General features: G+C 65.8%; 10 protein-coding genes. 6 read left to right on the top strand and 4 right to left on the bottom strand.

The genetic code is table 11. The features are described from left to right. Positions 1 to 8: 8 nt before the first annotated feature. The 4 genes from ABGB12_RS25260 (at position 9) to ABGB12_RS25275 (ending at position 6,234) form a co-directional block, all read left to right on the top strand. Complete coding sequence (locus tag ABGB12_RS25260) at positions 9 to 1,067, top strand: acyltransferase family protein (protein ID WP_347681928.1); 1,059 nt, start codon at positions 9 to 11, stop codon at positions 1,065 to 1,067. 78 nt (positions 1,068 to 1,145) lie between these two features. Further along, positions 1,146 to 3,338: a bifunctional glycosyltransferase family 2 protein/CDP-glycerol:glycerophosphate glycerophosphotransferase gene (locus ABGB12_RS25265; protein WP_347681929.1), complete on the top strand. Its 2,193-nt coding sequence runs from the start codon at positions 1,146 to 1,148 to the stop codon at positions 3,336 to 3,338. A 458-nt stretch (positions 3,339 to 3,796) separates the two neighbouring features. After that, positions 3,797 to 5,065 carry a phospholipase D-like domain-containing protein gene (locus ABGB12_RS25270; protein WP_347681930.1) on the top strand — a complete coding sequence of 423 codons (1,269 nt, stop codon included), beginning with the start codon at positions 3,797 to 3,799 and terminating at the stop codon, positions 5,063 to 5,065. A gap of 137 nt (positions 5,066 to 5,202) precedes the next feature. Continuing rightward, on the top strand, positions 5,203 to 6,234 hold the full coding sequence (locus tag ABGB12_RS25275) for a sulfotransferase (RefSeq protein WP_347681931.1): 1,032 nt from the start codon (positions 5,203 to 5,205) through the stop codon (positions 6,232 to 6,234). Between the two features lie 14 nt (positions 6,235 to 6,248). Here the strand turns inward: ABGB12_RS25275 and ABGB12_RS25280 are convergent, their stop codons facing one another. The 3 genes from ABGB12_RS25280 to ABGB12_RS25290 all read right to left on the bottom strand — a co-directional run bounded on the left by ABGB12_RS25280 (position 6,249) and on the right by ABGB12_RS25290 (position 13,889). Next, complete coding sequence (locus ABGB12_RS25280) at positions 6,249 to 8,441, bottom strand: bifunctional glycosyltransferase family 2 protein/CDP-glycerol:glycerophosphate glycerophosphotransferase (RefSeq protein ID WP_347681932.1); 2,193 nt, start codon at positions 8,439 to 8,441, stop codon at positions 6,249 to 6,251. A gap of 110 nt (positions 8,442 to 8,551) precedes the next feature. Further along, complete coding sequence (locus tag ABGB12_RS25285; RefSeq protein WP_347681933.1) at positions 8,552 to 11,896, bottom strand: bifunctional glycosyltransferase family 2 protein/CDP-glycerol:glycerophosphate glycerophosphotransferase; 3,345 nt, start codon at positions 11,894 to 11,896, stop codon at positions 8,552 to 8,554. Between the two features lie 115 nt (positions 11,897 to 12,011). Next, positions 12,012 to 13,889 carry a glycosyltransferase family 2 protein gene (locus ABGB12_RS25290; protein WP_347681934.1) on the bottom strand — a complete coding sequence of 626 codons (1,878 nt, stop codon included), beginning with the start codon at positions 13,887 to 13,889 and terminating at the stop codon, positions 12,012 to 12,014. Positions 13,890 to 14,512: 623 nt separating this feature from the next. Between ABGB12_RS25290 and ABGB12_RS25295 the strand changes: the two genes are divergently transcribed. Together ABGB12_RS25295 and ABGB12_RS25300 are read left to right on the top strand one after the other, a co-directional pair. Next, positions 14,513 to 15,808 carry an FG-GAP-like repeat-containing protein gene (locus ABGB12_RS25295; RefSeq protein ID WP_347681935.1) on the top strand — a complete coding sequence of 432 codons (1,296 nt, stop codon included), beginning with the start codon at positions 14,513 to 14,515 and terminating at the stop codon, positions 15,806 to 15,808. 112 nt (positions 15,809 to 15,920) lie between these two features. After that, positions 15,921 to 17,123 (top strand): phospholipase D-like domain-containing protein, encoded by a 1,203-nt coding sequence (locus ABGB12_RS25300; protein WP_347681936.1) that lies wholly within the window; start codon positions 15,921 to 15,923, stop codon positions 17,121 to 17,123. A 76-nt stretch (positions 17,124 to 17,199) separates the two neighbouring features. On the opposite strand, the gene ABGB12_RS25305 is transcribed toward ABGB12_RS25300, so the two are convergent. Further along, positions 17,200 to 20,544 carry a CDP-glycerol:glycerophosphate glycerophosphotransferase gene (locus ABGB12_RS25305; protein WP_347681937.1) on the bottom strand — a complete coding sequence of 1,115 codons (3,345 nt, stop codon included), beginning with the start codon at positions 20,542 to 20,544 and terminating at the stop codon, positions 17,200 to 17,202. Between the last annotated feature and the right edge of the window lie 35 nt (positions 20,545 to 20,579).

Below are 20,579 nucleotides of genomic sequence, written 5' to 3' on the forward strand. Positions count from 1 at the left end.
GATCACCGGTGACCCAGCAGCTCGCACCCCTCGTCCCCCTGCAGACGCGGCCCTCGGCACCCAGGGCCCGGGACCCGTTCTTCGACAACGCCAAGTTCCTGGCGATCCTGCTGGTCGTGGTCGGCCACACCATCGTGGGCCTGCGGAGCAAGGTGCCCGTGGCGGAGGCGCTCTACACCTTCATCTACGCCTTCCACATGCCGCTGTTCGTGGTGATCACCGGCTACTTCTCCAAGGGCTTCGGCAAGACCACGGGCAAGACCCGCAAGCTGATCGCCGGGGTGGCGGCGCCGTACCTGGTCTTCGAGGTCGCGTACTCGCTCTTCGAGTGGCACTTCAACGACAAGAAGACGCTGACGATCAGTCTCCTGGACCCGATCTACCTGACCTGGTTCATGCTGGCGCTGTTCCTGTGGCGGTTGTCGACCCCGTTCTGGCAGCAGGTCCGCTGGCCGCTGGCGATCGCCGTGGCGGTCTCGCTGCTGGGCTACACCGGCCCGCTGTCCAACCACCTCGACATGCACAAGGTCCTCGGCCTCGCCCCCTTCTACGTGCTGGGCCTGTGCCTGCGGCCCGAGCACTTCGACCTGGTGCGCGGCGCCCGGGCGCGGGTCGCCGGCGCGTTGATCCTCACCGGCGGCCTCCTGGTGGCCTGGTGGGCCAAGGACCGGATGAACTACCGCTGGCTGTACTGGTGGGACTCGCACAAGGAACTCGGCGTCGACAATCTGACCGGCACCGCGATGCGCCTCGCCATGATGGTCGCGGCCTGCGTGCTGCTCTTCGGCTTCCTGGCCCTCGTCCCGCGCCGCCGCACCTGGTTCACCGCGCTCGGCTCGTCCACGATCTACGCGTACCTGCTCCACGGTTTCCTGACCAGGTTCATGCAGTTCCAGGAATGGGACCATCTGGAGTGGCTCCAGAACATCTGGGGCATGCTGGGCATGATCGTCTGCGCACTGATCGTCGGCACGGTGTTGTGCACCCAGCCCGTCATCCGGCTCACCCGGTGGGCGGTGGAGCCTCCGGTCGGCTGGCTGTTCCGGGACAAACCCACCACCGGTTGACGAATTCTTTAGACTCTCCATAATCTCAACGTAATCTCACGATGACCCTCCGCGCTCAATCTCGATAGACTCGGCGCGATGAGCAGCGTGTTCCTGAGTGTCATCGTGCCTGTGCACGGAGTCCAGGGCTATCTTCGCCAGTGCCTCGACTCGATCCTGGAACCGGGCTGTCCGGGCCTCGAAGTGATCGCCGTCGACGACAGGTCCCCGGACGGCTGCGGTGCGATCCTGGACGAGTACGCGCTGCGCGACCCGCGGGTCCGTGTCGTGCACCTCGAAGAGAACGTCGGCCTGGGCGAGGCCCGCAACATCGGCCTGTCGTTGGCCACCGGGGAGTACGTCTGGTTCTTCGACAGTGACGACTACGCCTCCGAGGGCGCCATGCTCTCGGTCTACGAACGGCTGAAGGAGACGAGGCCGGACGTCCTCGTCTTCGACTACGCCCGCGCCTACTGGCACGGCAAGGTCCAGCGCAGCGTCATCAACAGGCTCTTCCGCGAACCCCCCGCACCCGACACCTTCGCCCTGCGCGACCGCCCGAGCGTGCTCCAGTTGATGATGACCGCCTGGAACAAGGCGATCCGCCGAGAGTTCCTGGTCGACCTCGGCCTGAAGTTCAGCGGCGGGTACTACGAGGACATCAACGTCACCTACCCGATCCTCATGGCCGCCGAGAAACTCACCCTCCTCGACCGGGTCGTCTACATCTACCGGCAGCGCCGACGCGGAGCGATCACCCGCACCGGCGGCAAGAAGCACTTCGACGCGTTCAAGCAGTACGAGCGCATCTTCGCCTTCATGGCCCAGCACCCCGAGACCGACCAGTACCGCCCGCTGATGTTCGACCGGACCATCTGGCACCTGCTGGTGATCCTCGGCCGGGGCGACCGGGTACTGCCCGAGGACCGGGAGCGCTTCTTCGCCGAGATGTCCCGGATCTACCGGAAGTTCCGCCCGGCCGACCACACCCTGCCCGAGGACGTCCGGCTCGCCGCCAAGTACCGGCTGATCGAGAAGAACAACTTCCGCGCCTTCGAGGCCTCCAAGAAGCTCAACGAGCGGCGCATCGCCGCCAAGAAGCGGATCCACAGGTCCAAGGGCAAGATCCGGAAGTCCGTGCGGTTCGCCAAGAGCAGGGCCAACGGCTTGTACTACCGCGCCCAGCTGCGCCTGCCCATCGACGAGAACCTCGCCGTCTACGCCGCCTACTGGTACCGCGGATACGCCTGCAACCCCGCCGCGATCTACGAGAAGCAGCGCGAGCTCGCCCCGCACATCAAGGGCGTCTGGGTCGTCAGGAAGGGCGGCGCCGACAAGCTGCCCCTGGGCGTGCCCTACGTCGTCGCCGGCACCCGCGAGCACTCCAGGCTGATGGCCCGGGCCAAGTACTTCGTCAACAACGTCAACTTCACCGACGACCCGGTCAAGCGCGAGGGCCAGGTCCACGTCCAGACCCAGCACGGCACCCCGCTGAAGAAGATGGGCCTGGACCAGATGGAGTTCCCGGTCGGCGCCAACGACATGGACTTCCGCGAGCTCATCGACCGGGCCGACCGCTGGGACTTCCTGGTCTCCTCCAACCCTCTGTCCAGCGAGGCGTGGGACCGCGGCTTTCCCTGCTCCTACGAGCTGCTGGAGACCGGCTACCCGCGCAACGACCGGCTGGTGCGCGCCACCGACGCCGAGCAGGCCGAGCTCCGCGAGCGGCTGGGCGTCCCCGCGGGCAAGAAGGCGATCCTCTACGCCCCGACGCACCGCGACTACATGAAGCGGTTCTCCCCGCAGTTCGACCTGCGGCGCTTCACCGAGTCCCTCGGCGACGACTTCGTGCTGCTGCTGCGCGCCCACTACTTCTACAAGGTCAAGGACCTGGGGCTGCCCGACGGCAGCATCATCGACGTCTCGACGTACCCGAACCTCGAGGACCTGATGGTCGCCTCGGACGCCCTCCTCACCGACTACTCGTCGATCATGTTCGACTACGCGGTCCTGGAGGACCGGCCGATCGTGATCTACGCCAACGACTGGGAGACCTACAAGCTCACCCGCGGCGTCAACTTCGACCTCGTCCAGCAGCCTCCGGGGGTCATCGCCTTCGTGGAGGAGGAACTGATCGACGCCTTCACCTCCGGCCGGGCCTGGAACGACACCGCGGCCAAGGACCGGGCCGCCTTCCGCGCCCGGTTCTGCTCCTGGGAGGACGGCAGGGCCGCCGAGCGTGTCGTCCGCCGGGTCTTCCTGGGCGAGCGGCTCCCCGAGCTCCCGCGCTGACCGACCCTCACCGGAAGCCTTTTCGCGTCCCCTTCTTCCACGCAGGACGTCTCACACGAAGGATGACGCGACTTCGACGAAGCGTGGCCTCGACGGCCTCCGCTTCGACTCCCGCCCGCCGCCCTGAACCGTGCCGACGCGGATGCGGCCCGGGGTTCCGTCGTGCCTTTCGGCATGAACAGCCACAGGACAATACACCACAAACACGGCTCAATAACAGCAGGCTCCAGAAACCACCCCCCAGTCGAAAAATTTTATGAACCATCTGCTTGTTCAGTAAATTTCGACACCGTCCATGATCACATCCAGATCGACGGGCCATTCGAGGCATGGACAATCGAAACGAAGGCCAATCCAAACCCCCCGCAATCAGACACAAGTACATATAGAGAAAAAATACTGAAATTCCGGTAACTTCTGGCTCTCCTAGATCATCTTCTTCTGGAGGAGCCAGAGTGTTGGCGTTTCCCCCCAGGCGCATCGCGAGCTGGAAAGGTGCCCTGGCGGCGCTCCTGGTCGCATGCGCTTCGATCGCCGCGGTCCCACGGCCGGCCGTGGCGGCCCAGACCAACAACGAAATCATCTTCAACCGGCCGAACACCGGCACGATGTACGCCATCGAGGACCGGCTCGTCACGCTGATCGACCAGGCCACGACCGGCACGTCGCTCAAGATGGCCATGTACCAGATGCGCGACCGCTCCGGCGGGAACAACGTCAAGGACGCCCTGATCCGGGCCAAGAACCGAGGCGTGAACGTCCAGTTGCTCCTCGACGCCACCGCGCTCAAGACCAGTACCGGCGCGGACGAGGGCGCCTACGCGGACCTGAAGGCCTCCCTCGGAGCGAACGTGAAGTTCTGCGGTGCCATCGGCAGCGACAAGGGCTGCCATGGGGCGCTGGACATGCACAACAAGTTCGTGCTGTTCTCCTCGCTCACCGACGGAACCACGAACATCATCTTCCAGACGTCCCAGAACGCCAATTCGTGGGCCGGCGGCTACCTCCAGCACAACAACGCGGTCATTCTGAAGAACGAGAACAACACCGCTCTGTGGAACGGCTACACAAAGTACTTCAACGACATGTGGGGGGTCGCCGCCGCTGGCCAGTCGAACACCAATGACAACTACTGGAACGTCCAGAAGGTGGTGAACGGCTCGTATGGCGATGCGCAGTTCATGCCCCGCACATACACTTCCGGCAAGAGCCTGGCCGACATCCTGGACCAGGTGGACTGCCCGGGATCGGTCATCCGCACGACGCAGTTCCAGATCAGCGACGAGATCATGATCAATGCTCTGCGCAGGGCGAAGAGTCGTGGCTGCGACACCTGGGTGGTCACCAACAGGAGGTCGAGCGTGCCCGCGCTCAATGCCACGGCGACCACCACCGAGAGCCCGATGAACGGCAGTATGCGGTTCTACGAGACCAGGGACGTGACGGACACCCGCCTGGGCACGACCTCGAACAACGATGTGATCCACAGCAAGTACACAATCATCACCGGCGCGATCAACGCCACGGTCGACGGGATCCTCTACAACCAGGACAAGTTCGTGTTCACGGGAAGCGCCAACTTCACCGCCGGGTCGCGGGTCTCCGCAGACGAGACGATCCTGCGCCTGCAGAGCATGCCGGGCCTGAACATGGACGCGGTCTACTCGGCGTACTTCACTGACTTCGACTTCCTCTGGGACGGGGGCAGACCCTCGACCGAGTACTGAGTCCGCCTGAAGGACGCGACGCGCTCCCGGTTTCGGCGGGGAGCGCGCCGTTCTGGTTCTGGACGCCGCTGCACCACCGAATGTGACGAATGATGCCGATTGTTACGGCGGCGCAAAGGGGCTACCCTCTGGTCGTTATGAGTTCAGAAAATCACGATCCTGGTGCAACCTATGCCGGGCCTCAGGTGTCCGAGGGCCGGGTGCAGGGGCCGCTGCTGCTCGCGGGGGGATGTCCGCGGTCGGGAACGACGCTGCTTCGGACGATGCTGAACGCTCATCCGGATCTCGCGGTGCCGCACGAGACGAAGTTCGTGGTGCACGCGTACCGGCGGAGGGACGCCTTCGGGGATCTGAGAGACCCCGAACGGCGACGGGACGTGGCGAGGTGGATCGTCGGGCTGAAGCTCGGCCAGTACTCCAGAATCGGGATTCCGGAGAAGGAACTCGCGGAGGCGTTCGCGGCGGCGCCGCCGTCGCTGGGATCGCTCATCGCCGTGTGCTTCGGACTCTACGCCGAGCGGGAGGGCAAGTCGCGCTGGGGGGACAAGCGGCCTTCGTACGCCTACGACCTCAATGCATTGTTCCAGATGTTCCCCGACACGAAGTTCGTCAATGTGGTGCGGGATCCGCGGGCCTGCGTGCTCTCGATGCGGAAGGCCTGGAAGATCTACGGACGGCTGGCGTCGGCGACCGAGGTGTGGGATCAGACCTACCAGGACGTACAGAACGTCATGGAGCGTTTCCCGATTCTCGAGATCCGTTACGAGGATCTGCTGGCCGAGCCCGAGAAGACGCTGCTGACGATCTGCGAGTTCACCGGCCTCGACACCGCGGGCGTCCCGGAAATGATGGCCTACCACAAGGGCAAGACTCCTACCGGCTATCTGTACGAGAACGCCGGCAAACCTCTCGACCCGTCGAAGACCCACAAATGGGCGAGCGAGTTGGAGCCGGAGGAGATCGCCTTCGTCGAGCGGCTACTCGCCGACCGGATGAAGTACTACGGCTACGAGCCGGTCACGCCCGCCGGTGCCCGGATCGACAAGGACATGATGGAGGAGTACTCCCGGCTCAGGTCCGAACGGATCAAGGAGCGCCGGCAGCGGCAGATGGTCGAGTTCAAGCGGAAGTTCACCTACCGCCAGCCGGTCGCGGTCATCGAGTCCTGACCCGTCGTCATCGGTCAGGGGCCAGTGGTCTCACCGAGGAAGACCTGGCGCACCACGCGTTCGGCGGCATTCCCGTCCTCCCAGACGCAGAACCTCTCCCGGAACTCCGCCCGGTGCTTGGCTGCGGCGTCCTCGCGGTACGCGCCGCTCCGGAAGACCTCGGCGAGACCTCGCTCATCGACCGCGACGGCACCCGGCGGCTCGGCCAGCAGATCGAAGTTGACGCCGCGGGTCACCTTGTAGGTCTCCCAGTCGTTGGCGTAGATCACGATCGGCCGGTCCAGTACCGCGTAGTCGAACATGATGCTCGAGTAGTCGGTGAGGAGGGCGTCCGAGGCGACCATCAGATCCTCGACGTTCGGGTACGTCGAGACGTCGATGATGCTGCCGTCGGGCAGTCCCAGGTCCTTGACCTTGTAGAAGTAGTGGGCGCGCAGCAGCAGCACGAAGTCGTCGCCGATCTCCGACACGAACTTCTTGATATCGAACATCGGGCTGAAGGACTTCATGTAGTCACGGTGCGTGGGGCAGTACAGGACGGCCGTCTTGCCCTCGGGGACGCCCAGCCGCTCGCGGAGCTCGGCCTGCTCGGCCGGGGTGACCCGGACCAGCCGGTCGTTGCGCGGATAACCGGTCTCCAGCAGCTTGTACCCGCCCGGGTAGCTGCGCATCCACGCCTCGCTCATCAGCGGGTTGGCGGCCAGCAGGTAGTCCCAGCGGTCGGTACGCTCGACGAGCTGCTCGAAGTCCATCTCGGCCGAGCTGACGGGGTGGTCCATCTGGTCCAGGCCCATCTTCTTCAGCGGGGTGCCGTGCTGGGTCTGGAGATAGATCTGCCCAGGACGTTTCACCGGATCGTCGGTGAAGTTGACATTGTTGACGAAGTACTTGGCCCGGGCCATCAGCCTCAGATACTCGCGGGTGCCGGCGATCACATAGGGGACGCCCTCGGGAAGGTTCTTGACGCCGCCCTTCTTGACGACCCAGACGCCCTTGATGTGCGGGGCGAGCTCGCGCTGCTTCTCGTAGATCGCGGCGGGGTTGCAGGAGTAGCCGCGCAGCCAGTACGACGCGTAGACGGCCAGATTCTCGTCGATCGGGGCGTGCAACTGCGTGCGATAGGCGAACGCCTGCTGCTTGCCTCGGGCGATCGTCTTGATCCTGCGGAACTGCTTCTTGCTCTCCTTGGTCTTCTTCTTGACCGAGACGCGTAGGCGGTTGACCTTGCGGAAGCGCTCGAACGCCGCGAACGCGTTCCGCTCGACCAGCCGGTACTTGACGCCGTCCCTGCCCTCCGGAGGCAGATAGCCGTCGGGCTTGTAGCGGTTGTACAGCTCGGAGGTACGGGCGAAGAACTCCTGCCGCAGGTCCTGGGAGATGCGGTGCTCCAGCGCGAGGATCGTGAGCAGGTGCCACATCATCCGGTCGAACATCACGGTGCGCAGCCCGTCACCGCCCAGAGCGCGCGAGTCGACGAAATCGAAGATCGTCTCATACTGCCCGAAAACGTCCAGGTGGCGCCGGTCCTGGGTGCGAGTGATCGATCCGGTGCGGCGCTGCCGGTAGGCGTAGCAGACGCGGTCGAGCATCGCGATGCGATCGGCGGCGAACAGCACGGGGTAGGAGACGGGGGAGTCCTCGTAGAAGCCGCGGGTGAAACGCAGCCCCAGGCCCAGCAGCCATTCCCTACGAATCACTCGGTTCCAGGCGTACGGCAGAATGTTGAGAAGCTCCGGCCGTTCCTTGAGCCGGAACACCGGCGGCCCCGCCTCCTCCCGGAACAGCTTCCGCTGGACCGACCGGTTGAACCGACCGTCCCAGTAGGACCGGCCGTAGTCGAGCATCAGCACATCGAGGTCATCACGCCGCTGCAACCGCTCGACGACCGCCGCGACGGACCCCGTGGTGATCCAGTCGTCGGAGTCCACGAACCACACATATTCACCGGTGGCGAGGGCCAGCCCGACGTTCCGCGCCTCGCCCAGCCCCACGTTCTCCGTCAGATGCTCGACCCGCACCCGGTGGTCCCTGGCCGCGATCTCATCGAGGATCTCTCCGCTCAGGTCCGGCGTGGCATCGTCGACCGCGATGACCTCGAGATCGTCACCTCGGTACTCGATGACGGACTCCAGGCACTGACGCACATATCCTTGCACTCCGTGCACCGGAATGATGACGCTAAGTATAATTTTACTATCGAGGTTCATGTGCGACCTAGCAGTCGAGATGGTGGAGACCGCGCAAGTCTACAGACCTTCCCCTAACCCACCGTCCGGAATCACGATCACAGACTCGCGGCACGGCACTTCTCCCGAGATCAGGCGCCGAAGACCCTGTCGACCGTTCGTGCCGCCGCGGACCCGTCGTCCAGCGAGCAGAATTGCGCGTGAAAGGCCGCGTAGACGTCGGCGTACTTCTCGCTGATCTCGTCGACGCCCCGGATCGCCTCGACGAGGTCCTCGGACGTCTCCAGCAGCGGCCCCGGCGCCTCCTTCTCGAAGTCGAAGTAAAAACCGCGCAGCTTGTCGCGGTAGTGCGCCAGGTCATAGGTGAAGAACAACATCGGCCGACGCAGGTTCGCATAGTCGAACATCACCGAGCTGTAGTCCGTCACCATCAGATCCGACGCCAGATACAACTCACCGATGTCGGGGTAGGCCGACGCGTCATAGACGAACGGCCGATCCGGCGCCCCGTCGACCACGTTCGGGTGCAGGCGTGCCACCAGCACATGGTCGGCGCCCAACTCTTGTTCGAACAGGTCCAGATCAAGGCGCCAATCGGCCTTATACCGGCCGACCCCGTAGAACTGGTCGTCACGCCAGGTCGGCGCATACAGCACCACCTTCTTACCCGGCGGGATACCCAGCCGCTCGCGCACCCGCTCGGCGACCCGGCCGGCATCCGGCGAATACAGCAGGTCGTTGCGCGGGTACCCGGCCTCGATCAACTCACCCTTGAAGTCGAAGGCGTTCCGCAGGATGGGGGTGCTGAAGGGGTTGGGCGAGAGCAGGTGCGTCCACTCCGGAAGCCGAGGCTCCTTCTCCGCCACCGCCATCGCCTTCTGCATACCCGGCGAATAAGCGAAATGCACCTCCTTCACATCCCGCCCGATCTTCTTCAACGGAGTCCCATGCCAGGTCTGCAACACCACCTGCTCAGGATGCCGATGAAACCAATCACCCAACCGATGATTGATCACCAGATACCTCGACGAAGCAACCGCCTCATGCCACTCCACACCGTTCAACCGAACCGGCCGAACCGTCGGCGGCAACTCCACCTGACCATCACCCACCACCCACAACTGCTCCAACGAACTACCCCGACGCACCAACTCCTCATGAATCGCACGCGGACTATCGCTGTACTGACGACCGTTGAAACACGAGAACAACACCGCCTCACGCAGCCCCCGCTCCCGCACCCTCAACCGCGCCTCCTGCCGCAACTTCGCCCCCGCACCCACCTCCTCCGGCCGCAAATCAGAACCCACATTCACGACAAGCCTGCCGTTCTGGTTCTCCAACCCATAAGCGCGCAACGCCACCTCAACCGAAGCGGGCAACCCCACCCCCTCGGCAAGCTGCAACGCCAACGCACGATCCCCGGCCTGGTAGAGCAACTCCCACCTGCCCGCACGCAACGGCAACGTCCCAGCCAGCGTGCTCATCCGGGCCAGCGGCAAATCCGCGACCCCGTCCCTCAGTGGGAAGCGGTACTCCAGCTTCCGGCTGCGGCTACGCAGGACTAGCGTGCCCTCCCCGCCGTGCTCGGGGTGGGAACCCGCGACCGAGAGGGTTCCGTCCTGGCCCAACTCCACCGAGTCAACGGTGAAACGTGCGGTGCGCAGGCTCAGCCGCAGGTATCCGGACGAGTTAGGGCCCGCGATGAGCTCGCGCTCCCCGAGACGTTGCAAAGCAGGTTCAACCCCTTCGTCCAGCACGAGCCGGGTGCCGTCGAGCCATACCTGCCACACGACCGTGTCGTCCAGCTTGCCCTCATTGTCATGAATGTCCGGCAGCTCCGACAGCGGCACCCGCGCGACGAACCCGCCGGGGACCGCCTTCAACGGGAAGGGAACCTCCTGGTCCATCCGCACGAACATCAGTCGTTCGGCGGCGCCCGCCCTGGCCGTCCCGGTGATCTCCAGAACGTCGCCGAGCCAGTGCAGCGCCGTCGCCCTGGCCCGGACGGTCTCGACCCGCACCCGCAGCTTCCGCTCCACGATCTCCGGGACGATCCGGACGTCGTCCTCGACGTAGGCGTAGGGAGGTTGCGCCCCGGAACCGGACGTCCCGGCGTAAAGCTTGCCGTGCCGGAACACCCCGGCGTTGAAGACCCCGGCCTCCACCTCCCAGACGCCGTCCTTCCACCCCCCGGGGCCGCGCAGCAGCTTGGGATTGATGGTGAACTCGATGCCCCGCCAGGACTTCTTCACCTGGGTCTTCCTGGCCAGCAGCGGCACCCGGCGCGAGCCCTGCCGCAGCACCACCGCTTTGACCGCGGTCCACTTGCGCCTCATGCTCACCGAGTTGATGTACGCCTCACCCGAGATGACGAGTTTGCCGTCATGCCACTCGGCGGACCGAATCCGGCTGCGTAGCTTCAGCTCGTCCCGCGCCAGGTAGACGTTCTCCGGGATGGCGAGCTTGTCGTCCTTCCAGTACGGATACACCACGTACCGGCGGAGAGGACTGCGCACGATCGACGGACTGGACTTGCCCCGCTCGTACCGGACGACCTTGACCAGCTCGGTGGTCAGCCGCCGGGACGCCAGATGCCACTTGAGCCGGCTGAGCGCCCGAAGCCGCCCGAAGACCCGAGGCTCGACCTGTTCGGCATAACGCGCGGCCAGGTCGATCGTCTGCGCCCGGACGTCCGGGTCGGCGTCGGGCAGCGCGTCGAGGAAGACCCGCAGTTCGCGGTCGAGCACGGTGAGCTGGAATCTGCGCCGCGCCGGAGCCCTCCAACGGCCCGCCAGCACCCGTTCGACCTGCTCTACGGCGGCGAACCCATCGATGATGTCCCGCACGTCGGTGGTGGCCGGGGGGAAGAGTTCCCCGCGCCGGTAGACCGTCATCTCGGGCAGCACTTCGACGGCGTCGGCCAGGAAGTGCGCGGGGATGGCGACGGCCAGGTCCTCATAGCGGGAGCCGTCCGGAAAGCACAGCCCGGCGGCGTCCCAGAACGAGCGCCGGAACAGCTTGCCCGTCGCATACCTGTCGTGGAAGAGCAGAGGGTTCTTCCTGATCGACGTGCGGCGCAGCCGCTTGGCGAAGGCGTCCTTGTGGGTGTAGGCGCGCCAGGTGCCACCCTTCTCGGTGATCACGCTGACGTTCCCTGCGGCGAAGTCCGAGCGGGAGCCCGCGAGCGCGTCGTGCAGCAGTTCGAGGGCCTGGGGCGGAATCAGATCGCCGCCCTCGACGAACGCCAGATACTCGCCCTTCGCCTCGCTCACCCCCAGGTTCAGGGCGGCTCCTCGGCTGAGCGCGCCTCCCCTGACCAGCCGGAAACGAGAGTCGGGCAGCTCCACGGCGGCGTCGGCGCCGTCATCGACGACCAGCGCCTCGAACGCGGTGAGGGTCTGCCTGGCCAGGGACTCCAGGCTCGCGGCCAGATGCTCTCCGGCTCCGTGGGGGAGGACGACGACACTGATCATGGAGGCCTCTCACAAGGTCGAAGAGATCACCGTAGTGTAAGGCAGGACACTTCATGCATTTCCCACTGATTTGGTGATATAGGGCTAGTAGCCCTATGCCGCGGTACCAGCTGGATCAGTGAGCCGGACGCGCCGTCCGCCGGGCCAGCGCCCGCATCAGCGAGCGGACCGCCTGCTGGAACGACCGCTCGCAGACCTGGACGGCCAGCCGCCCCTTGTCGGTCCGGTACGGCTTGACGATCCGGCGCAAGCCCGCCCGGCCTCCGGCGAGGCCATCGGGGACGAACGCCCTGCGAACCTCGCCGCCCTTGCCGGACACCTCGTACTCCAGCCGCCAGGTCCCCGGCTTCCAGCCGCGCAGCGGCAACTCGGCGGTGAAGGCGGTACCGTCGAGCCGTGCCGTGGCGGCGTGGACGACGTCCTCGCCGCGCAGCCGGGCCAGCACCCGGAGGGTGAGGCCACCGCCGATCCCGAGCCGTCCGGAGACCACCAGCTTCCCGCCCTTCACCCGGACCGAGGCCGACTGCTCCGGTACGGCGCCGCCCACCCCGGCGGCCAGGCTGAGGTTCCCGAAGTCGGTGGCGTAGGGACGCACCAGCGGGCGTCCGCCCTCCACCGGCAGGAACAGCGCCTCGGGCAGTGTCGTCTCGGCGACCGACAGCCTGGTGGCGATCTCCGTCTCCCCCAGCCGGGCGGCGACCGATACATCCCAGCGGCCCTTGGCCAGGCGGAGTCCCGCGACGTCCAGCTCGGCGGTGCGCTCGCGGCGGTCGCCGTTCAGTGGGACGGTGTGCGACGGCCCGTCCTCACCGCGTCGACGCAGGACGAGAACCGGGTCGGTGAACTCCCCGCCCGACAGTTCCGCCTCCAGCGCCAGCCGCAAAGCGCCTCCAGAGCACTCCAGACGGGTCAGCGTGCAGCGGAACGGGAGCCGGTCGGTGACGTCATAACAGGAATCCGGCAACTCCCCGAACCCCGGCGCCACCTCATAAACCCGCCCGCCCCGAGCCACCAACGAATCCGTACGACCCGACAAACGATAAGCAACAAGCTCCGGCAACAACCCGCTCCGACCATGCTCCAGACAATGCGCCACCTGCCGGAAGAACGGAGCCATCGCCGCAGTGATCCCCGGAGTCAGATGAGCCCGGATCAACCGCAACGCCCCCGCCTCGGTCACCGCACGTCCCTCCGCATCAGCCGCCAGATACGCCGCACCGAACCGCGTCATCACCTCCTCCCGGAAGTTGCGGCGCAGCATCCGCTCCCGAGCGGCACCCGGCTCGGTGTGCTCCTCCACCACCCGCATCACCCGGCCGATCGCCGGAAAGAAATCCAGATCAGGCGCACCGCCCTGCTGCATCACACTGGTGCCGTCCTCACGCTCCACCCAGAAATAACAATCATGATCAGCCAGGACACTCACCCCACCGGCCCGGAAATAAGCCCTCGCGGTGAACTCCTGATCCTCATGCGACAACAACCCCTCGGCGAACCGCAGATCCTCGATCAACCCCCGCCGGAACAACTTCAACGGCGCCAACGTCGCATACAGATCCGGCGGACTATCGTGCACCGTCGTCCGCGCCACATTCCGCCGGAACAACCGCTGAGGCACCTTCCGCCCCACACCCACGTACTTACCGATCACGATGTCGGTGCCGTTCTCCTCCGCCATCGCCACCATCAGCTCCAACGCCCGCGGACCCAGCCAGTCATCGGCATCCAGGAACTGCACGAACTCCCCCGACGCCAACTTCAACCCCACATTCCGCGGAGCACCCGGCCCACCAGAGTTCACCTGATACCGCACCATCAACCGCGGATCGTCATACAAGGCCAGCACACTACGACTACCGTCGGTCGACCCGTCATCCACACAGATCAACTCGAGATCGGCCAGACTCTGCCCGAGCACCGAGTCGACACAACGACCGAGCGTCGCCCGGCAGTTGTACACCGGGACGACCACGCTGACTTTGGGCTGGAACACGCTGAAATTTCCTGTCACACGGGAGCATCAGCACACTAGCCCCACCCCCGGAAATTATCGATAGGGGACTTTCGGGTAGATCATCACCAACATGGGACGACACCACCGCCGAGGACCGCTCCGCCTTCCGCACCCGCTTCCGCTCCCTGGAGGACGGCAAGGCCGCCGAACGGGTCGCCCGCCGGGCCTTCCTGGGCGAGCGGCTCCAAACCATCCCGATGGCGGACGTCACGGACGTCTTCGAAAAACTTCACAAGTCTCGCGAACCTTTCTTTCGGACGGCACATCTCACGCATCAATCAGTCGGAAGAAGGGTTCGCCGCCGTGAGAGCCGCCCCCTCCTGTTCACCGCCGTCGGCTTCCCCGGAGCGGGCCCACGCGAGTCCGGCCAGATGGTGCTGATCCACGGGAGCAGGACCGGCCCCGCCAAGGGGACCCTGATCCTCTACCAAGGGACCGAGGGAAGTGCCGAGAAGGAAGACGCCCCCGGCTCTGCCGTCCGCCTCGTCGACGAACCGGGACCGCGCGATCTCCACCAAGAATGTCCGGTGGTACGACCCGCGGTCCTTCGGCCTCCAGGAACGCCGCCTCGGCTCCCGCCCCTCCTGAGCGAAAGGCTCTCCGTGAAAATCTCCTCCCTCGCCTTCACCGGCGCCGCTCTCGCAGCACTGGCCGTCCTCCCGACCGGGACCGCCTCGGCGAAGGCCCCCGCCAAACCACACGACTTCAACGGCGATGGACGCACCGACCTGGTCATCAACGGACCCGAGTCGGTAAAACGCGGAGAGATCGAACCGGGCGTCATCGCGATCCTCTACGGAAAAACGCACCGCAAGCAGACCATCACCCGAGACACCAAGGCCGTGGCCGCCGTCGCCGAGCACGGCGACCGCTTCGGCGAAGCGACGGCCTCAGCCGACTTCGACCGCGACGGCTACGCCGACCTCGCCATCACCGGACCCGAAGAAGACGGCGTCACGATCGTCTACGGCTCCAAGAAAGGACTCTCCAACCGAGTGTCCTTCCTCGAAACCTCCAGAACCGACTCCTCGCCGAGTGGCAGCCTGGCCGTCGGCGACCTCGACGGAGACGGCTACGCCGACCTGGTCGCGACGGTCGAGACCAGGTACTGGATCTTCTCCAAGGTCGACAAGGGCAAGAAACAGCCCGGGACGACCAGCACGCTCACCGAGGGCTATTGGTTCACCCCGTTGGTCGCCGACTTCACCGGGGACGGGCGCGCCGACCTCGTCCTGGGCTCCACCGGCGGCGGACAGAGCTTCCTGCTGCGCAACTCCCCCGCCGGCCTCACCGCGCCCGTACCGATCTCCGGCCTGAACTACATGTGGAAGGTGGCTGTAGGCGATCTCAACGGAGACCGGCGCACCGACCTCGTCACCTCGACCTGGGGCCGGGTCCAGATCCGGCTGGGCGGTCCCTCCGGATTCGGCAAACCGAAGACCCTCACAGGACAGACCCCCGGCATCCCCCTCAGCGGCGCCCGGAACACCTTCGGCTTCTCCCTGGCCATCGGGGACGTGAACCGCGACGGCAAGGCCGACCTCGCCATCGGCGCGAGAGACGCGGGCGCCAAGCGCTCCGGCCAGGTGATCCTGCTGTACGGACACAAGAAGGGCCTCACCACCAAACACGCCCAGGTCTTCAGCCAGAAGAACAAGGGACTCAAGGCGACCCCCGAGAGCAACGACCACTTCGGCGGCGCCGTCCGCCTCATCGACATGACCGGCGACCGCCGCCCCGAACTCGTCATCGGCTCCCCCGGCGAGAACAAGAACACAGGCCGCGTCTACGTCCTGGCCAACAAGAAGGGCCGCATCACCACCACCGGCGCCAAGCGATACCAGCCTCGGGACTTCGGCTTCGGCGGCTTCCGCTTCGGGTCCCTCCTCCAGCCCTGACGCCGGCGGTCTCGATCACGGTCCGGGGCAGAACAATTGGAACTTACTAATTTTTATACAAGATCCGGTAATGTCCTGCTACGTACGTCTTGTGGGGCTCAGGGGGTTTTTGGTGAAGGGACAGAGACGGTTGTGGTCCGCCGTCCTGGCAGCGGTCTTTGCGCTGGGGACGGTGGTCGCCGTTCCGCAGAGCGCGTCGGCGGCGCGGGTCAAGTCACAGATCATCTTCAACAATCCGCTGGACCGCCAAGGGGCCAAGCGGATCGAGAACAAGATCTACAACCTGGTGAAGGGGGCACGGGCGGGCTCCAGCATCCGGGTGAGCATCTACCAGTTCACCAACGCCACCCGCATCGCCGACGAGCTGATCGCCGCCGACCGGCGCGGCGTCGATGTCCGGGTGCTCGCCGACACCGCCTCCACCGACCGCGGAGCCACCGGCGGCCAGCCCACCGGCTATGAGCGGGTGTTGTGGGCGCTGGGTCCCAGCAAGGTCACCACCTGCCCCAAGGGCCGCGGCTGCATCGGCAGCAATTTCAACCACACCAAGTTCCTGCTGTTCAGCAACACCCGCGGCACCAAGAACGTGGTCGTCCAGAGCTCGCAGAACCTCAACGCCACCGGCGGCACCACCACCGACTGGAACGACGCGGTCGTCTTCGCCGACGCGGGCAGCACCTACACCGCCTACCGCAAGTACTTCGACGATCTGTGGAGCCGCAAGGTCATCCCCGACTACTGGAAGAAGCGCGGCGGCCCCAACTCCAGCCCCTACGCCACCATCCAGTTCTTCCCCAAGGCCGACGGCGACCCAGTGGACAACATGCTGCGCAACGTCCGCTGTTCCTTCACCTACAAGGGCCGCAAGGGCACCACCCAGGTCCGCATCGCGATGGGCTCCTTCAGCGACAAGCGCGACTGGCTCCTGCGCAGCCTCGGCGCCCTCCAGCGCAAGGGCTGCCAGATCGAGATCATCGTGACCGTCGTCCCCACCGACGCCAGCCGCACCGCCGTCGTCGTCGCGCTGCGCGCCGCCGGCATCAAGGTCTACGACTTCAGCAAGTACGGCAGCCCCAACTCCATGCACTCCAAGTACATCCTCGTCCAGGGCCAGATCGGCAAGCAGGTCGGCAAGTGGACCTGGACCGGCAGCGCCAACCTCACCTGGAGCTCGCTCCGCCAGGACGACGAGATCATCATCCAGCTCAAGAAGGTCGGCTCCCTGGGCCCCTGGAAGATCCACGACCTCTACCGCTGCAATTTCCGCCGCGCCAAGGCCCAGTTCCTCGGCAAGCCGATGCCCTGCAAGGGCTGACCCCCGGCGACATGTGAAGGGCCCGTGCCGATCGGCACGGGCCCTTCACATGTTCGAGGACGGTGTCCCGTGGGGTTCAGCCCCCGAAGACCCTGTCGACCACGCGTGCCGCGGCGGATCCGTCGTCCAGCGAGCAGAACCGCTCGTAGAAGGCGTCGTAGGCCGCGGTGTACTTCTCGCTGATCTCGTCGATGCCCCGGATCGCCTCGACGAGGTCCTCGGACGTCTCCAGCAGCGGCCCCGGCGCCTCCTTCTCGAAGTCGAAGTAAAAACCGCGCAGCTTGTCGCGGTAGTGCGCCAGGTCATAGGTGAAGAACAACATCGGCCGACGCAGGTTCGCATAGTCGAACATCACCGAGCTGTAGTCCGTCACCATCAGATCCGACGCCAGATACAACTCACCGATGTCGGGGTAGGCCGACGCGTCATAGACGAACGGCCGATCCGGCGCCCCGTCGACCACGTTCGAATGCAGCCGTGCCACCAGCACATGGTCGGCGCCCAACTCTTGTTCGAACAGATCCAGATCAAGGCGCCAATCGGCCTTATACCGGCCGACCCCGTAGAACTGGTCGTCACGCCAGGTCGGCGCATACAGCACCACCTTCTTACCCGGCGGGATACCCAGCCGCTCGCGCACCCGCTCGGCGACCCGGCCGGCATCCGGCGCGTAGAGCAGGTCGTTGCGCGGGTATCCGGCCTCGATCAGTTCGCCTTCGAACCTGAAGGCCCGCGTCAAAATGGGGGTGCTGAAGGGGTTGGGCGAGAGCAGGTGCGTCCACTCCGGAAGCCGAGGCTCCTTCTCCGCCACCGCCATCGCCTTCTGCATACCCGGCGAATAAGCGAAATGCACCTCCTTCACATCCCGCCCGATCTTCTTCAACGGAGTCCCATGCCAGGTCTGCAACACCACCTGCTCAGGATGCCGATGAAACCAATCACCCAACCGATGATTGATCACCAGATACCTCGACGAAGCAACCGCCTCATGCCACTCCACACCGTTCAACCGAACCGGCCGAACCGTCGGCGGCAACTCCACCTGACCATCACCCACCACCCACAACTGCTCCAACGAACTACCCCGACGCACCAACTCCTCATGAATCGCACGCGGACTATCGCTGTACTGACGACCGTTGAAACACGAGAACAACACCGCCTCACGCAACCCCCGCTCCCGCACCCTCAACCGCGCCTCCTGCCGCAGCCCCGACCCCCCACTCACCTCCTCCGGCCGCAAATCAGAACCCACATTCACGACAAGCCTGCCGTTCTGGTTCTCCAACCCATAACCACGCAACGCCACCTCAACCGAAGCGGGCAACCCCACCCCCTCGGCAAGCTGCAACGCCAACGCACGATCCCCGGCCTGGTAGAGCAACTCCCACCTGCCCGCACGCAACGGCAACGTCCCAGCCAACGTGTCCATCCCGGCCAGCGGCAGCCGCGCGCGCCCGTCCTCCAGCGGGAAGGAGTAGGCCAGGTTCCGGTTCCGGCTGCTCAGCATCAGCGTGCCGGTCCCGCCGTGCACCGGGTGCGTGCCCGCGACCGAGAGGGTTCCGTCCTCGCCCAAATCCACCGAGTCAACGGTGAACCGCGCCGTCCGCAGGCTCATCCGCAGATACCCCGACGGGTTGCGGCCCGCGATGACCTCGCGCTCCCCGACGAGCTGCAGGACCGGCTCGACCTCCTCGGCCAGCACCATGGGCATGCCGTCGAGGAAGGCCCGCCACACGACCGTGTCGTCCAGGCGGCTCTCGTCGGTCCTGACGTCGGGCAGCGCCGACAGCGGCAGCCGGGCGGTGAACCCGTTCGCGGTGGCCGTCACCGGGACGGAGACCTCCTGGTCCACCCGCACGAAGGTCAGCCGTTCGGGCACTCCCGACCGGACCCTCCCGGTGACCTCCAGGGTGTCGTCGAGCCAGCGCAGCCCCGTCACCCGCACCCGGACGGTCTCGACCCGCACCCGCAGGACCTTCTCCACGATCTCCGGGACGATCCGGACGTCATCCTCGACGTAGGCGTAGGGAGGTTGCGCCCCGGAACCGGACGTCCCGGCGTAAAGCTTGCCGTGCCGGAACACCCCGGCGTTGAAGACCCCGGCCTCCACCTCCCAGACGCCGTCCTTCCAACCCCCGGGGCCGCGCAGCAGCTTGGGATTGATGGTGAACTCCATCCCCCGCCAGGCCTTCTTCACCAGCTTCTTCCTGGCCGGGAGCAGGATGCGGCGCTTGCCTTTCCGCAGCTGCACGCCCTTGACGGCCGTCCACTTGCGCCGCATGCCGACCGAGTTGATGTAGGCCTCGCCGGAGACGACGAGCTTGCCGTCGCGCCACTCCACCGACTGGACCCGGCCGCGCAGCTTCAGCTCGTCCCGCGCCAGGTAGACGTTCTCCGGGATGGCGAGCTTGTCGTCCTTCCAGTACGGATACACCACGTACCGGCGGAGGGGACTGCGCACGATCGACGGACTGGACTTGCCCCGCTCGTACCGGACGACCTTGACCAGCTCGGTGGTCAGCCGCCGGGACGCCAGATGCCACTTGAGCCGGCTGAGCGCGGACAGCTTCTGGAAGAGCCGGGGTTCGACCCGCTCGGCGTAACGGGCCGCGAGATCGATGAGCTGCTCGCGTTCGGCGGGCTCGCAGTCGGGCAGCGCGTCCAGGAACACCCGGAACTCCCGGCCGAGCACGGTGAGCTGGAAACGCCGCCGCGCCGAGGCACGCCAGCTCCCCTCCAGGAGCCGCTCGACCCGCTCGACCGCCGCGAACCCGTCGGCGAGGTCCCGCGCGTCGGTGGTCGGCTCCGGGAAAAGCTCCCTTCGCCGGTAAACCGTCATCTCCGGCAGGACTTCCACGGCGGAGGCCAGGAAATGCGCAGGAATCGCCACGGCCAGATCCTCGTACCGGGATCCGTCCGGGAAACTCAGGCCAGCCTCATCCCAGAACGAACGGCGGAACAACTTCCCCGTCACATATCTGTCATGGAAGAGCGACTGGTGCTTCCTGATGTGGGTGTGGCGCAGCCGCTTGGCGAAGGCGTCCTTGTGGGTGTAGGCGCGCCAGGTTCCGCCCGACTCCGTGATCACGCTGACGTTCCCGGTCGCGAAGTCCGACCGGGAGCCCGCCAGCGCGTCGTGCAACAGCTCCAGCGCCTGCGCGGGGACCCTGTCACCGCCCTCGACGAACATCAGGTACTCGCCCCGGGCCTCGCCGACCCCCAGGTCGTAGGCGGCGCCCCGGCTCATCGAGTCTCCCTTGACCCATCGGAAGCGGGAGTCCGGCAGTTCCGTCCCCACGGAGGCGGCGTCGCCCACGACCACCGCCTCGAAATCCGAAAAGGTCTGCCTGGCCAACGACTCCAGGCTTTCGGCCAGATGATTTCCGGCTCCGTGGGTGAGGACGACGACACTGATCATTGAGGCTTCTCACAAGGTCGAAGAGAGATCTCCCG

The sequence above is a fragment of the Actinocorallia sp. B10E7 genome (genome assembly GCF_039871655.1).
In the GTDB taxonomy this organism is placed as follows: domain Bacteria; phylum Actinomycetota; class Actinomycetes; order Streptosporangiales; family Streptosporangiaceae; genus Actinocorallia.